This is a genomic window from Staphylococcus sp. ZWU0021 (assembly GCF_000798895.1).
Lineage (GTDB): Bacteria > Bacillota > Bacilli > Staphylococcales > Staphylococcaceae > Staphylococcus > Staphylococcus saprophyticus.
Genome location: NZ_JTLN01000027.1, coordinates 608276 through 624430, shown reverse-complemented (window position 1 = coordinate 624430; position 16155 = coordinate 608276). Strand labels below are relative to the sequence as shown.

General features: G+C 32.6%; 15 protein-coding genes and 1 pseudogene. 10 read left to right on the top strand and 6 right to left on the bottom strand.

Annotated features, from left to right (window positions below; genetic code table 11):
• Positions 1-89 precede the first annotated feature (89 nt).
• Positions 90-530, bottom strand: coding sequence for an SACOL1771 family peroxiredoxin (locus L987_RS08405; protein WP_047504070.1), 441 nt, complete (start codon positions 528-530; stop codon positions 90-92).
• 77 nt (positions 531-607) lie between these two features.
• Here L987_RS08405 and L987_RS08400 point away from each other — a divergent pair, with 77 nt between their 5' ends.
• Positions 608-1354 (top strand): glycerophosphodiester phosphodiesterase, encoded by a 747-nt coding sequence (locus L987_RS08400; RefSeq protein ID WP_047504066.1) that lies wholly within the window; start codon positions 608-610, stop codon positions 1352-1354.
• A 247-nt stretch (positions 1355-1601) separates the two neighbouring features.
• Here the strand turns inward: L987_RS08400 and L987_RS08395 are convergent, their stop codons facing one another.
• The 3 genes from L987_RS08395 to L987_RS08385 form a co-directional block, all read right to left on the bottom strand.
• Positions 1602-2129, bottom strand: a complete 528-nt coding sequence (locus tag L987_RS08395) for a GNAT family N-acetyltransferase (RefSeq protein WP_047504063.1) — start codon at positions 2127-2129, stop codon at positions 1602-1604.
• A 156-nt stretch (positions 2130-2285) separates the two neighbouring features.
• Complete coding sequence (rpsD, locus tag L987_RS08390; RefSeq protein ID WP_002483023.1) at positions 2286-2888, bottom strand: 30S ribosomal protein S4; 603 nt, start codon at positions 2886-2888, stop codon at positions 2286-2288.
• Positions 2889-3143: 255 nt separating this feature from the next.
• A complete protein-coding gene (locus L987_RS08385; RefSeq protein ID WP_011302889.1) occupies positions 3144-3608 on the bottom strand; it encodes a GAF domain-containing protein in 465 nt (154 codons plus the stop codon).
• Between the two features lie 225 nt (positions 3609-3833).
• Here L987_RS08385 and ezrA point away from each other — a divergent pair, with 225 nt between their 5' ends.
• The 9 genes from ezrA to L987_RS08340 all read left to right on the top strand — a co-directional run bounded on the left by ezrA (position 3834) and on the right by L987_RS08340 (position 14059).
• The gene (gene ezrA, locus L987_RS08380; protein WP_011302890.1) at positions 3834-5525 is read left to right on the top strand and encodes a septation ring formation regulator EzrA; all 1692 of its coding nucleotides are present in this window, start codon (positions 3834-3836) and stop codon (positions 5523-5525) included.
• A 541-nt stretch (positions 5526-6066) separates the two neighbouring features.
• Positions 6067-7203 carry a cysteine desulfurase family protein gene (locus L987_RS08375; RefSeq protein ID WP_047504059.1) on the top strand — a complete coding sequence of 379 codons (1137 nt, stop codon included), beginning with the start codon at positions 6067-6069 and terminating at the stop codon, positions 7201-7203.
• Positions 7200-8423 (top strand): tRNA uracil 4-sulfurtransferase ThiI, encoded by a 1224-nt coding sequence (gene thiI, locus L987_RS08370; protein ID WP_047504056.1) that lies wholly within the window; start codon positions 7200-7202, stop codon positions 8421-8423. The genes L987_RS08375 and thiI overlap by 4 nt, the downstream gene beginning before the upstream one ends.
• A 54-nt stretch (positions 8424-8477) precedes the next feature.
• Positions 8478-9251, top strand: a complete 774-nt coding sequence (locus L987_RS08365) for a sulfite exporter TauE/SafE family protein (protein WP_011302893.1) — start codon at positions 8478-8480, stop codon at positions 9249-9251.
• 284 nt (positions 9252-9535) lie between these two features.
• Positions 9536-10528 (top strand): signal peptide peptidase SppA, encoded by a 993-nt coding sequence (gene sppA / locus L987_RS08360; protein WP_011302894.1) that lies wholly within the window; start codon positions 9536-9538, stop codon positions 10526-10528.
• Positions 10529-10536: 8 nt separating this feature from the next.
• Positions 10537-11073 carry an RDD family protein gene (locus tag L987_RS08355; protein WP_047504054.1) on the top strand — a complete coding sequence of 179 codons (537 nt, stop codon included), beginning with the start codon at positions 10537-10539 and terminating at the stop codon, positions 11071-11073.
• A gap of 92 nt (positions 11074-11165) precedes the next feature.
• The gene (tpx, locus tag L987_RS08350) at positions 11166-11660 is read left to right on the top strand and encodes a thiol peroxidase (RefSeq protein WP_002483031.1); all 495 of its coding nucleotides are present in this window, start codon (positions 11166-11168) and stop codon (positions 11658-11660) included.
• Positions 11661-11826: 166 nt separating this feature from the next.
• Positions 11827-12774, top strand: a complete 948-nt coding sequence (locus tag L987_RS08345; RefSeq protein WP_011302896.1) for a class I SAM-dependent methyltransferase — start codon at positions 11827-11829, stop codon at positions 12772-12774.
• A gap of 85 nt (positions 12775-12859) precedes the next feature.
• The gene (locus L987_RS08340; protein WP_011302897.1) at positions 12860-14059 is read left to right on the top strand and encodes an acetate kinase; all 1200 of its coding nucleotides are present in this window, start codon (positions 12860-12862) and stop codon (positions 14057-14059) included.
• A gap of 53 nt (positions 14060-14112) precedes the next feature.
• Here the strand turns inward: L987_RS08340 and L987_RS08335 are convergent.
• Positions 14113-15279: pseudogene (locus tag L987_RS08335) on the bottom strand (esterase-like activity of phytase family protein).
• Between the two features lie 249 nt (positions 15280-15528).
• A complete protein-coding gene (locus L987_RS08330; protein ID WP_047504052.1) occupies positions 15529-16032 on the bottom strand; it encodes a universal stress protein in 504 nt (167 codons plus the stop codon).
• Positions 16033-16155: the final 123 nt, after the last annotated feature.

The following is a 16155-nucleotide window of genomic DNA, read 5'->3' as shown; positions in this document are numbered from 1 at the left end:
AAAGGGCGAAATAGAATCAATCTAAAAATAATGTAAGGGTATTCATTGTTAATTTAATCATATTCCGCCACATATAAATTTTTTTGAAATTATTTTATTTTTGGTACTATTTTTACTTCAACGTTTCCTCTCAAGGAATTAGAAATCATGCAATTGTTGTCTGCAACCTTTAACAATTTAGGGAGTTTCTTAGTTAAATTATCTTTTTGTTCTTGAGATACATAAATTTCTGGATAGTGTACGATATTATCCATGCGAAACTTTGCATTTTCAAAAATAGCTGTACCAATCGATGATTGAGCGATTTTAATATCTGTGAAACCAGAACGTTCCAAAGCAGCTGCTAATGAAATGATATAGCAAGAAGAAGCAGCAGAAACAAGCAATTCATCTGGATTAGTTCCTGTACCATTACCCCCTAAACCCGATGGAATAGAAATTTGCTCTTCTAAAATATCGCCTTGTAAGTTGCCGACTGTGTCACGACCACCATTCCAATTTGTTTGTACTTTAAATTCATGTTGGACCATATCGATTGACCTCCTGATTAAATGTGATAACTTAAGTTTAGTTGAAATTGAGAGATAAAGAAAGTAGGGGGGAAGGTTTGCAAGATAACAAATTTAATCGCCAACAATTTGTATTAGTTGCACATCGCGGATTGGCTACTAAGTATCCAGAAAATACACGCATCGCGTTGGAAGTTGCCTTAACTAGCAATATAGATATGTTGGAAATAGATATACATAGAACAATAGATAATCATCTTGTAGTCATTCATGATAAGACGATAGACCGTACATCTAATGGCAAAGGAAAAGTAAAGGCGTATACATTAGAAGCTTTGCGACAATTTGACTTTGGCATATATAAAGACGAGGCATTTAAAGGGCAAATAATCATGAAGTTAGATGATGTCTTAGCAATGGTTAAAGAAGCCCCTCAAAAATTATTGATAGAACTCAAATACCCTAAATTATATCCAAATATAGAAATAGAACTTCTCAATAAATTGGAGGCATATGAAATGCCTAAAGAAAAGGTGATTATTCAATCATTTGATCAACAAGTGATTCAAAAAATACATAACTTAAAGAAGGGGTATAAGTTAGGTGTTTTAATTAGTAAGAAAAAATATTGGTACAGGTTACCTAAATTTAAACAAATCAGTAAATACGCACAGTATATCAATCCACAGTTTTCATTAGTGAATGAAACATTTTTAAAAAGAGCAAATAAGAACGGATTAATGGTGATGCCGTATACAGTAAATGACTCTGAAACGGCCAACAGACTCATAACGTTAGGAGTTCATGGGTTAATATCAGATAATCCAGAAACACTTATAAATTAATTTAAAACTGAAATGAAACAGTTTGTATAAAGTTATTTATATTAGTATTAAATTAGACATAAAAGTGGCCGAGACAGCAATGTATGTCTCGGCGCTTTTATGCCTTTGAAAAGGAATAGTAAGATATATGAATGAGCAAAAGAAAAGCTCACTTTCTTTTAATTTTGTGGATACGTGGGATATAACAACTATACAGTTGTTATATTAAAAATCATTACTTTTAATGTATATTTTAACTCGTAGCTAACTAACGAATGTGTGATAAATCATTATCATGGTGATTTATCCAGTTCTTTTTTAGTAATCCCATTACAAAACAATCACTGTATTCGCCTCTAGTATAAAAGTGTTCTTGTAAGGTACCTTCGATAGTGAAGTTTTGACTTTTATAAATATGGACAGCTTTTTCATTGTTTACATCTACAAACAAATATATTTTATGTAAATTTAGTACAAGAAATGCATAATCAATGGCCATTTTAAAGGCATTCTTAGCAAAGCCTTTACCACTGAATTTTGGATCAACAATGATTTGAATCTCACAGTTACTATGTATAAAATTAATTTCTACTAATTCTACAACACCAATTCGTATATGGTCGTGTTCGATAATGAATCGGCGTTCTGATTCATCTAAGATATGTTTTTTATATAAAGATTGAAGCTCACTTAATGATTGATAGGGTTCTTCAAACCAATATGACATAATAGAATATTCATTATTTAAGTGATGAACGAAATCTAAATCTGTTTCTTCTAATGCTCTAATAATCAAGATTAACACTCCTCTATACTTATAGCATACGAAATGTCAGAAGGTTTGTAAATTAAGACGTTACATATAATAGGGGTGTATGTCAGTTTGTATTAAAAACCAAAATAAAAAAAACCAAGAAATCCGTAAAGGACTTCTTGGTTGAAAAGACAATGTTTATCTTGAGTAGTACTCAACGATAAGTTGTTCATTGATTTCAGCAGGTAATTCACTACGTTCTGGAACGCGGATATATTTACCTTTTAAGTTATCTGCATCAAACTCTAAGTAGTCTGGTACGAAATTGTTAATTTCAACTGATTCAGCAATGATATCTAATTTTAAAGATTTTTCACGAACTGAGATTTCTTGACCAGGTTTTAAAGTGTATGATGGAATATCAACACGTTTGCCATCTACTTCGATGTGACCGTGGTTAACGATTTGACGAGCTTGACGACGTGTACGTGCTAAACCTAATGAATATACAACTGCATCTAAACGAGCAGCTAATAATTGCATGAAGTTTTCACCGTGGACACCATGTTGGTTACCAGCGATTTCAAATGTGTTACGGAATTGTCTTTCAGTCATTCCATATAAGTAACGTAATTTTTGTTTTTCACGTAATTGTAATGCATATTCTGATAATTTTTTACGTTGGTTAGGACCGTGTTGACCTGGTGCATAAGGACGTTTTTCTAATTCCTTACCAGTACCACTTAATGAGATACCTAAACGACGTGATTTTTTCCAGTTTGAACCTCTAAATCGAGCCATAATAAGACTCCTCCTTTTTCTCTTTTGTTTGTTATGAAAAAACAAAAAAGAGTGTTGCATGCTTACTTGGATATATTGTTTTATGTGTCCTCGCCTCATAGCAACGGTTACACGGCACGTCCGCGTTGGGAACAACATAGAGCCAACTAATACGCAACTGCTAATTTCGTTTATTCACACAAAGTACATTGTAACATGTTATCGGTTGCTGTCAATAGTCTTTTCGACTTTGTCCATATTCAAGTTGCGATGGAATTATGATATTTGCTTTTCAATACGAGCAACAATTTGTTCTAGGCCATTTTTGTCTACATCAGTAAATCTACTTGTAATAGGCGCATCGATATCTAATACACCAATAATTTGGTTATTTTTACGAAGTGGAACAACAATTTCAGATTTGCTATTCGCATCACAAGCAATGTGACCTGGAAATGCATTCACATCATCTACAAGTTGTGTTTGTTCTTCAGAAACAGCAGTACCGCATACACCTTTGCCGATTGCGATATGAACACATGCAGGATGACCTTGGAATGGTCCTAAAATTAATGCTTCGTTTTCAATAAGATAAAATCCAACCCAGTTAATTTGATCAATCGAATCATTTAGTAGCGCGGATACATTACTCAGTATAGCAATTAAATTCGACTCATCTTCTATTAAACTACTCACTTGTTTTTCCAATAAATTATAGTTTGTTTCTTTAACTTCCGTCATTAGATACCCTCACTTTTTACTTTTCATTTAGTATAAAGACTGTTTTAATAGTAATCAATCAATTGATTTGAAAAGGGTTAGATAATAAATAACCTAATACATATTATTATTAGAGATCATTTTAAATAAAATAAAAAATATTCACATGAATTAATCCATTTTCTCTTTTAATGCATAGGTAACTTACGTTATAATAAACAGTGATAAAATAGGAGGAGAAAACATATGGTGTTGTATATCGTTTTAGCAATTATATTCATTATACTCATTATTGTTGGTGTATTGTTCTATATGCGTTCAAATAAAAGCCAAATGATAGAAAAGGCTGAAGAACGAAAGCATAAAGTTGAACAATTACCATACGATGAAAGTTTATCTCAATTAACAGAATTTAACTTAACAGGTGAGACAAAATCAACGTATGATAGATTGAAACAATCATCGTTAGATAGTAAAAATCAGTATTTATTACCGGTAGAAGAAAAGATTCATGATGCAGAGGGCTTGCTTGATAAATTTAAGTTTTCACAAGCTCAAACTGAAGTGGATGAAGCGCATGAAATGATGGATCAATATGAAGCGAACTATAATGAGCTCACTACACAAGTAGAAGAGATTATAGGACTACATAAACAAAGTGACCATTTATATAATGAATGTAAAACGGATTACCGCGAAATGAAGCGTGATGTGTTAGCAAACAGACATCAATTCGGCGAAGCAGCTTCACCGCTTGAACAAGAAATCGAATCTTTTGTTCCAGAAATGGAAACTTATGAAACGCTTAAATCAGAAGGTAATTTCAATCAAGCACATGACCATATCAAAACTTTAAATGATGACATGAATTATTTAAAAACAGATATGGATGAAATTCCAGATTTAATAAAAGAAGCACAAAAAGAATTGCCCGGCCAATTCCAAGACATTAAATATGGTTGTAGAGACTTGAAAGTAGAAGGCTACGACTTAGATCATGTCAAAATTGATAGCACGCTTCAAACATTAAAAACGGAGTTAAGCTTTGTAGAGCCAATGATAAGCAGATTAGAACTTGATGAAGCAAATGAAAAATTAAACAGCATTAATGACCGATTAGATGAAATGTACGAACTAATCGAGCTTGAAGTTAAAGCTAAAAATGATGTTGAAGAAACAAAAGAAGTTATTACAGATAATTTATTTAGAGCAAAAGAAATGAACTATACATTACAAACTGAAATTGAATATGTGCGCGAAAATTATTATATAAATGAAAGTGACGTACAAAATGTAAGACAGTTTGAAAATGAAATTCAAAATATGATTTCAGTATATGATGAAATTTTACGTGAAATGGCGAAATCTGCAGTGCGTTATAGTGAAGTGCAAGACAACTTGAAATATATCGAAGAACATGTAGCTGTTATTAATGAAAAACAAGAAAAATTACAAAATCATTTAATTCAATTGCGTGAAGATGAGGCAGAAGCTGAAGAAAATATTTTACGAGTACAAAGTAAAAAAGAAGAAGTATATAGAAAATTACTTGCTTCTAATTTACCAAGTGTACCGGAACGTTTTATCATTATGAAAAATGAAATTGATTATGAAGTAAGAGAAGTTAACAAGAAATTTAGTGTACGTCCAATTCATGTCAAACAGTTAAAAGATAAAGTATCTAAAGTCGTCCTACAAATGAATAAATTTGATGATGAAGCTACAGATGTACTTGTTAATGCAGTTTATGCAGAAAAACTAATTGAATATGGCAATCGTTATCGTAAAGATAGTTCAAATATTGATAAAAGTCTTAATGAAGCAGAACGCTTATTTAAGAATAATAGGTATAAACGTTCAATTGAAATTTCTGAACAAGCATTGGAACGCGTTGAGCCTGGTATTACAAAACAAATAGAATCAAAAGTTATTGGTTAATATTAAACACATTACGCATAACTATAGATTAGAAAAGACTCGAGACACTGATTGTCTCGAGTCTTTTTTGCGATCGTTGATTCGAATGAGGATTGTTAATTTAAAAAAACGGACAGTCGATACATAGCGTTTTATTTGTAATGCATGTTCATCGATTTGAATACGTGAAGTGTGCATTGAATGTGAATTGATTTTTATTTAATCCCATGATGAACAAGCTAGTATCGTAAATTATTTAACAATTATATGATTTATGTCTCAGTCTCTTTTCTTTTTAGTAAAAGCGAGTATAATGCTAACAGTGTAAGTTTTAATCGGATAGTTAAAACATATGAAAATGTATTTAAGTGCGTATATTCAATCTAATTTAGTTATAAAATGTATTAATGTTAAATCATTAAAATGAATAGGTGGAGCGCATGCATATATTCTGTTAAATGAAATGTTTATATGTAGCATATTCCGATTAAGATATAAAATTTTAAAAGCCGACGCTTTTCGGAGTTCAAATAAACTACAAGAAAAAATTGGAGTGAAAACATTGATATACCTTGATAACGCTGCAACAACGAAGCCTAATCAAGATGTGTTAGATACTTTTATTAAAGTGAATCAATCACTATATTTTAATCCTAATAGTCCACATCAAGCAGGTTTACAAGCAGAACAATTATTACAACAATCAAAACGACAAATTAAAGACTTATTTAATTTAGATAATACATTTGATATTATTTATACAAGTGGTGCTACTGAATCAAATAATATAGCACTTAAAGGTATTGCTTATAAGAAAAAGAATTTCGCCAATGAAATTATCACTTCATTATTAGAACATCCCTCCGTTTTAGAAGTGGTTCGTTCACTAGAGGACGAAGGATTTATTGTGAAGTATGTCGATGTAACAGATGAAGGTCGAATAGATTTGAATCACCTTCAAACATTAATGTCAGATAATGTAGGACTTGTTACATGTATGCATGTCAACAATATAATGGGTCAAATACAACCGATTGCCGATATAGCAGAGATTGTTCATCAATATCCTAAAGCACATTTACATGTTGATGCAGTACAAGCTATTGGGAAAACACCACTCATATTTGAAGGTGTAGATACACTTAGTCTAAGCGGACATAAATTTAATGGTTTGAAAGGCCAAGGCATTTTATTTGTTCGAAATATACATCAGTTAGAACCAATTGTTCATGGTGGTGGACAAGAATTTGGTGTGAGAAGTGGGACGGTTAACTTACCGATGGATATTGCTATCGTTAAAGCGATGAAATCAGCAGTTAATCATACACAGGATTTAAATAGTCGGTTAAGCGAATTTAATAATGAATTACGCCAATATTTGGTTGCATTTCGTGGTGTTGAGGTTAATTCACCTAAGGGTGCTGCTGCTCATATTTTAAATGTTGGGTTGGCAGGTGTTAAAGGTGAAGTATTGGTGAATGCATTCTCTAAAAATGACATCATGTTATCAACGACGAGTGCTTGTTCTTCGAAAAAAGCAAGTCTTAATGAAGTTTTGTTAGCAATGGGTATTCCAACGAAGCAAATTGAAGGTAGTATCCGTATTTCTATGGATAGCTATACTACTGAAGTAGATATTGAAACATTCAAGGAAAAATTCAAATTAGTATATGAAGAAGTGAAGGAGTTGTTAGTATGATTTATGATCACATATTAGTGAGGTACGGTGAGCTTACTTTAAAAGGCGCCAACCGTAAAATATTTGTGAACAAATTACGTTCTAATGTAAAGCTTGCATTAATGCCGTTACAAGGTTATACAGTAAAGGCAAATAGAGACAGAATGTATATTGAATTAGACGAAGGCGCAGATATTGAAGAAATGTGTAATCGACTAAAAAAAGTCTTCGGTATTTATTCTATCAGTCCCGTATTAAAAATTGAAAAGACAGTAGAAGCGGTTAATGAATTAGCGGTGCGCTTTGCTAAGGAATATGCAGATGGTGATACATTTAAAATTGATGTAAAACGTTCAGATAAAAACTTTCCATATGATACGTATGCATTGCAACGCACGGTCGGTGGCGCTGTTTTAGATGCTACGAACCATTTATCAGTCGATGTGCATAACCCAGATCACAACATTAAAGTAGAAGTACGTTTAGATGCAATCTATATGTACGATCAAGTGATTGAAGGTTCAGGTGGATTACCAGTAGGTACGGGTGGTAAGACATTGCTTATGCTATCCGGCGGTATTGATTCACCTGTTGCAGGTATAGAAGTTATGCGCAGAGGTGTTACAGTAGAAGCGATTCATTTTCATAGTCCGCCATTTACAAGTGAAAAAGCGAAAGAAAAGGTTATTGAATTAACACGCATTTTATCTGGACATGTAGGACCCATAAAATTGCATATTGTTCCTTTTACAGATTTACAAAAACAAGTTAATAAAGTTGTACATGAACGCTATACAATGACTTCAACAAGACGCATGATGATGCGCGTTGCGGATAAAGTTGTTCATGATATTGATGCCCATGCGATAGTAAATGGTGAAAATTTAGGTCAAGTGGCAAGTCAAACGCTAAAAAGTATGTATGCTATTAACCATGTCACTTCTACACCAGTACTTCGCCCGTTATTAACGTTAGATAAAGAAGATATTGTAAAAAAAGCGAAAGAAATTAGAACGTTTGATGTGTCTATTCAACCTTATGAAGATTGTTGCACAATCTTCACGCCAAAAAATCCTATAACTGAACCAGATATTGAAAAAGTAGAAAAATATGAAATTGGTTATGATTTTGAACCATTAGTACAACAAGCTGTAGATGGTATTGAAACATTGCTTATTACTAGTGATTACCAAAGTGAAAAAGATACAGCAACACAAGCACTAGCTGACGATTTATTTTAATATATTAAAGTATCATGGAATATATATTTTTTAATAAATAAAGGGGTTGGTTAAATGTTAGAGTGGGATGTTTCAATTGTAATCATCATTATTCTTCTTGGATTTTTGGCTGCATTTATTGATGCAGTTGTAGGCGGTGGTGGTTTAATATCAATACCTGCATTGCTTGCAGTTGGTATGCCACCATCCACAGCATTAGGAACAAATAAATTAGCAAGTGCATTCGGTTCTTTGACAAGTGCATTTCGCTTTTTGCGTTCTGGCAATGTAGATTTGAAAATTGTTGGTAAATTATTTCCATTTGTATTTGTATTCGCTATTGGTGGCGCCAGTATCGCCACATTCTTACCTTCAGAGCTCTTAAAACCAGTTGTTATTGTTATACTAACCATTGTGATGATTTACACGATTATGAAAAAAGATTGGGGTAACGTCCGTACCTTTACCAAATTAACTTTTGGGAAAGCAATACTATTTGCTTTACTCATGTGTTTAATAGGCTTTTATGATGGCTTTTTAGGTGGCGGAACGGGTTCTTTTATGCTCTTTATTTTACTAATGTTTGGTTTTGATTTTTTAGGCGCGGCAGGTAATGCGAAAGTGTTAAACTTTGCCTCCAATTTAGGTGCACTCCTCTTATTTATATGCTTAGGCCAAGTGGATTATTTTTATGGCTTGATTATGGCTGTAAGTATGATATGTGGTTCTTATGTAGGTGCTATGTTTGCTATAAAAAAAGGTGTGGGCTACGTCAAAGTATTATTTATAGTCGTGACTGCAATATTAATCTTGAAAAATGCTTATGATTATTTAATACAAATCATATAGCTATCAATTAGTACAGTATATAAAATCTGTTATAAATACATAAGTCTCATTTTTGTAGTAGTTTTGAGTCAAACACGTGATTGGATTTTAACAGAAAGTGTTTATCAATAAGTAACAGTATGGTCTAAAGTAAATGATGAATTGTTGAGAGCATAGTAAGAAATCAAAATGGATTGATTTCTTACTATGCTCTCTTTATTAATCTTATTTAAGGTATACATTTAGGATTTAATTGTGTTTAAATGAAGAAGGAATCAATAGAAAATATATGGGAGTGACGATGAATGTCGAAAAAGCGTATTATCGCCTTAATACTTGCAGTTGTGATCGTTCTAGGTGGTATAATAATGAGTTCTATTTCAGCTGTTGTTTCATCTTTATTTAGTGAATCAACTACATCTGATACGAATCCTTTTACAGAGAAAGTAGAAAAAGAAGGTAATTCCAGCAAACGTATCGCTCATCTAACATTAAATGGTGAAATTACTGAAGGTACTGGTGGTGGCCTGTTCGGTGGTGAAGGATATAACCATGAAGCATTTTTAAAACAGTTGGATAATGTGAAAAAAGATGATTCTATAAAAGGTGTGCTGTTAACGGTCAATACACCCGGTGGCGGTACATATCCAAGTGATGAAATTTATGAAAAGATAAAAGAAATTAAACAAAAACATAAAAAGATTTATGTACATATGGATAGCATGGCTGCGTCAGGTGGATATTATATTTCAGCACCTGCAGATAAGATTTATGCAGGTCCACAAACAATGACTGGTTCAATCGGAGTGATTATGTCTAGTATCGATTACTCCGGATTACAAAAGAATTTAGGTATCAAACAAAACGTAATCAAATCAGGTGAACATAAAGATATTTTAAGCAGTTCAAGAGAAATGACAAGCGAAGAAAGAGATATCTTACAATCTGTTTTAGATGATAGCTTCAATAGATTTGTTAATATTGTAAAAGACGGTCGAGATATGCCAGAAAGTAAAGTTAGAAAGCTGGCAGATGGTCGAATTTATAGCGCGCAACAAGCGAAAAGTAATGGTCTGATTGACGAAATTGGTTACGAAGATCAAACTGTCAAAGCATTGAAAAAAGATATTAATGCTAAGGACGCAGAAGTGTTTGAATATAGCACAGACGGTGGTTGGTTCTCATCAATGTATAATGTGAAATCAAGCATTTCTCAGTTTACAAATGAAATCAAAGATGTGAAATCAATCATTACAAATGATACTAAAACTGAACCTATGTATCTTTACGAGGGTTAGGTGAAATTATGGAAAACATACAAGACAGTGTTTCAGAATATACAAAAGATAGTGCACAAAAAATAGATACAGATGCACTGTATCATGAACAAATGTTAAAAGCTTTATATGCTGGTTTTGGTATTAGGTTTTGTGCTTTCATAATAGATTTGTTAATCATTTTCGGAGTACATAGTTTGATCTTAAAACCGATTTATCATTTCACAAATTTAGATTCAGCAAAACTATGGATTGATTATTTTAGTGTGGGTCATCTGTTGGATGCATTAGTATTTTATTTGTATTTTGTATTAATGACAAAATATTTTAAACAAACACTTGGTAAAATGATTTGCAATATCAGAGTAGAGCGCATGGACAGACAACAGCTAACGTGGACAGATGTACTGTTTAGAGAATGGATTGGACGTATTATTAGCGGTGTATTTGCAAACTTGCCTTATTTAGTGACAATTTTTACTAAAAAGCATAGAGGTATACATGATTATTTCGCAGATACGGTGGTCATAAAAAATAAATTTGAAAAATTGTTTTATTTAAAGTAGGTTAACACTTATTACAGGTAGAATAGTATCATTCATAATTCTAAAGCGTTATAATAATTGAAGTACACATTTATAATTTAGGAGGCGTTCTAATGGCGCAAATTACATTCAAACAAGAACCAATTACTTTATTAGGTTCGCAAGTGAAAACAGGTGAAACAGCTCCAGAATTCACTTTGCTAGATAATGATTTAAATGAAGTAAACTTATCAACTTATGATGGTCAAAAGAAATTAATTAGTGTTGTACCATCTATAGATACAGGTGTTTGCGATCAACAAACGCGTAAATTTAACGAAGAAGCTTCACAAGAAGATGGCGTTGTATTAACTGTTTCAGTTGATTTACCATTCGCACAAAAAAGATGGTGTGCATCGAACGGATTAGATAACGTGATTACATTAAGTGACCATAAAGACTTATCTTTTGGTAAAAACTATGGTGTCGTAATGGAAGAATTACGTTTACTTGCACGTTCCGTTTTTGTATTAGATAAAAATAATAAAGTCGTATATTCAGAGATTGTTTCTGAAGGTACAGATTTCCCAGACTTTGAATCAGCATTAGAAGCATATCGCAATATTTAATTACGTTTTGCAATATATATAATAAGTTAAATATATTGTTGCTCAAGCAAACAGTATCATTGACATTATAAAAATTACTGTCCATAATTATTTGGTAAAATAAGTTAGTATAAACTGGCTTGATTTCAATTAAATTATGGGCAGTTTTTTTAGAAAGGACTATTAAATGACACAAGAAGAAACAGTAATGGAGCAGTTATTCAAAACATTAGATGAAAAAGTAAAGGATTTAAATGATGGAAACGGACAAAGTTTTATCGAAAATTTAGGTCTTGCTATGGAGCATATTTATACAAATAAGAGAGAGTTATTAGAACAAGCTACATTGCAAGATAGAAGGAAAGCATTCCAGTTTGCATATCTAAGTCTAATGCAAAAAGAAGATATACAAGCAAATCATCAAATTACACCAGATTCTATTGGCCTAATTTTAGGCTTTTTAGCTGAACGATTCTTAAAAAATAACGAGTCAATGCACATTGCAGATATTGCTAGTGGTGCTGGACATTTAAGTGCTTCGGTACACGAGGTGCTTTCAGATCACACTTTAATGCATCACTTAGTAGAAGTAGATCCAGTACTTTCTAGAGTAAGTGTCCATTTGGCTAACTTTTTAGAAATACCGTTTGATGTTTATCCTCAAGATGCAATTATGCCTTTACCTTTCGAAGACGCAGACGTTGTAATAGGGGATTTACCAATTGGATACTATCCTGTTGATGATAGAAGTAAAGAAATGGCACTTGGTTTCGATGAAGGGCACAGTTATTCTCATTTCTTATTGATAGAGCAAGCTATTACAGCTATGAAAGCATCTGGTTATGCATTTTTAGTTGTTCCAAGCAATATTTTTGAAGGTGAAAATGTGAAACAGTTGCAAAATTTCATTGCTACAGAGACAGAAATGCAAGCATTCTTAAATTTACCATCAACCTTATTTAAAAATGAAAAAGCACGTAAATCTATCCTTGTATTACAGAAAAAAGAAACGAATGTGACGAAACCAGTCGAAGTTTTATTAGCAAATATACCAGATTTCAAGAGCCCACAACAGTTCCAAGCATTTTTACAAGATTTAAATGCATGGATGCAAGAAAATCATCCTGAAAATTAAACTGTAATATTCTTGAATTCATACTGTATTAATGATTAAATAGTAATGGATATAAAACTTATTTGAAAATGGAGGCATTGTGCTTATGTCAAAATTGATTTTGGCTATAAATGCTGGTAGTTCATCTTTGAAATTTCAACTTATTGAAATGCCGGAAGAAAAAATTGTAACTAAGGGACTTATTGAACGTATTGGATTAAAAGATTCAGTATTCACTATTGAAGTAAATGGGGATAAAATTAAAGAAACAAATGATATTGCTGATCACGAAGAAGCAGTTAATATCATGTTAGATAGTTTCAAAAAACATGGTGTCATTGATAGTATTTATGACATTAATGGTACTGGACACCGAGTTGTACATGGTGGCGAATTATTCCCAGAGTCAGTTTATATAACTGATGAAGTAGAAAAGCAAATTGAAAGTTTAAGTGAATTAGCACCTTTACACAACCCAGCTAACTTAATGGGTATCCGCGCTTTCCGTAAATTATTACCGGAAATTCCACATGTCGCAGTGTTTGATACATCATTCCATCAAACAATGCCTGAAAAATCGTTCTTGTATAGTTTACCTTATCAATATTATAAAGATTATGGTATTCGTAAATATGGTTTCCACGGTACGAGCCATAAATATGTCTCTCAACGTGCAGCAGATATTTTAGGTAAACCAATTGAAGAATTACGTCTTATTTCTTGTCATATTGGTAATGGTGCCTCTATAGCTGCTATCGATGGTGGAGAATCTGTAGATACATCCATGGGATTCACACCTTTAGCTGGTGTGACAATGGGAACACGTTCAGGTAACATTGACCCTGCATTAATTCCGTTTATCATGGAAAAAACAGGTAAGAATGCTGAAGAAGTCTTAAATACGTTGAATAAGGAATCAGGATTACTTGGTATCTCTGGTACATCTAGTGATTTAAGAGATATTCAAGGAGAAGCTGAAGAGGGCAAAGATAGAGCTCAATTAGCACTCGATGTCTTCGCTTCACGTATTCACAAATATATCGGTTCTTATGCGACACGTATGCATGGTGTAGATGTTATCGTATTTACAGCAGGCGTTGGTGAAAATTCTGATGTTGTAAGAGCTAAAGTGTTAGAAGGATTAGAATTTATGGGAGTATATTGGGATGCTAAGAAAAATGAAAGCATTCATGGTGAAGAAGCATTTATTAACTACCCACACTCACCAGTTAAAGTTATCGTTATTCCAACAAATGAAGAAGTTATGATTGCGCGTGACGTTATCAATTTTGGTGATCTTAAATAAATTATATTTAAATAAGTAAAGGCATTTTCCAAAATCGGAAAATGCCTTTTTTGTTATTTTGGAATAACTTCAAACGCCATAAATTGTTGCTTTTGAGCCTTATTAAAATTATTGTCAGCAACTATAACAATGCTGTCGTGTCCATTTGGTAATTGTTTACCAAATGTAATACCTTCGATATTATCTATGTGACCAATATCTTCTTTATTTAAATCAGCGATGAGTTCTTTTTTTACAGGGTGAATCTTAGTTTGCTTTAATGACTCTTGATTTTTAATATCTGTAGCTTGGTCGGTATTTATTTTATAAATGCGTACATAATTGTGATATGAATTATCAGAAGATTGCACACTTGCGCGTTCCAAAGTTAAAAATTCATGATTGTTAATTGCTAATAATTCAGAAACGCCATTTTCAGCTTCCTTACCCTTACCAGGTGATTTCGGTATAGCATCTAAACGATATGCATATTCGTTTAATAAGCGTCCTTGTCTATCATATTGTGTGATGCGAGATAATCCCTCTGTTGTAGGTGTAGGGGATTTACCATCTTGTATTAAAGGCGCTTCTGTTGCTGTCCAAATAGAATGCCCATCTGCTGAAAATGTACTTCCTTCTAATGCGAGATTATTACGGAAACCATGTTTTGCATGTTGATCCATTTTTTGTGTGTGGCTTATAGGTATTTCTGTAATAAAGTCGCCCTGTAACGAAGCTAAATGGATAAAAGGATTTAGGCCTAAACTACGATCACCTTCACTTGTATACATGATTTGTTTGTATAAAGGGTCGAAGCGAATAGATTATGGATCAGCAACGATATCTTGTGGATTGTCTTTGTAATGGTTCTTGTTAGTATAGTTTGAACCATTCGGCTGTTTTAGAAAGTGCATAGATTGTAGCTTAATTTTATTAAAATGATTTTGGTTATAGTTTAGTTTTGCTTCGTAGAATCTAGAAGGATTTTGTTCTGAACGATCAGCACTTATTAATAACCAACGATGAGTTGTTGGTTGATAGGTAATTCCAGAAATAGCGCCAACTTTTGTATCATCGAATTGAGTGTTATATGGCACAGTTTGACTACCTATAAATCTAAGGTCGTCTACGGATTGTGTTGCGTGTTCGGATACTTTAGCCTTTGCACTAACTTGACTATTATATGTGTGACTCAAAGTAGTTAATGCTAATAAACTTATTGCGAATGATTTATAAATCATTTTCATATTTACATGCTCCTTAATTTAAAAGTATTAAATTAAGTATAAAGGATAGGTGTGAAATGAAATTAAAATTTCAATGACTATATTGTAAAGTAGTGAGTGTAATGAAGATTTTTGAAATTTAAAATGAGGAGAGGGGGGGCTTTACAGCTACTGTTTAATTGAAAAAAGCCTGAGACATCTATTAATGTCTCAAGCTCTTTTCGTAATTATCTTGTTCAATCAGCCCTATAAATTAAAAACTATTTAGTGAGCTTGATATTGAGATCTAAACTCATCAGTGGCAACTTGAGGTTGGAAATCTTCAGGAAGTTCTTCTGTACGAACCACTAACACATCACATGGAGAATGGCGAACAATTGCTTCAGATACTGAACCAACGATAAATCTTTCGACAGCATTTAACCCTGAAGTACCGCACATAATTAAGTCAGCATCTACATCTGTTGCTAGCTTTTTAGGTATAATAGCTTTTGGTGAACCAAATTCTAAACGTGTTTCAACGTTTTTCACACCAGCATTTGTAGCAACTTCTTTATAACCTTTTAATAAATCGTCTGAGAAATTTTTTGACTTCTCAGTAAATTGAGCATCATACACTTCATATGAAGAATATGTTCTTGAATCAATGACATTCACCACTGTTAATTTTGCATCATTACGTTTTGCCACATCCACTGCTTTGTTAAAGGCCCATTCAGCTTCATGTGATCCATCGACGGCTATTAAAATACTTTTATAAGTTAGCATCGTAATTACCTCCTTATTTTTCTTACTTATATTATACCACCGTTTACAGAATATTAACATAATTTAAATGTTGTAAAAGTACTCTAAACTTTGATTGCGCTTTCATAAAATACGCGTTACTAT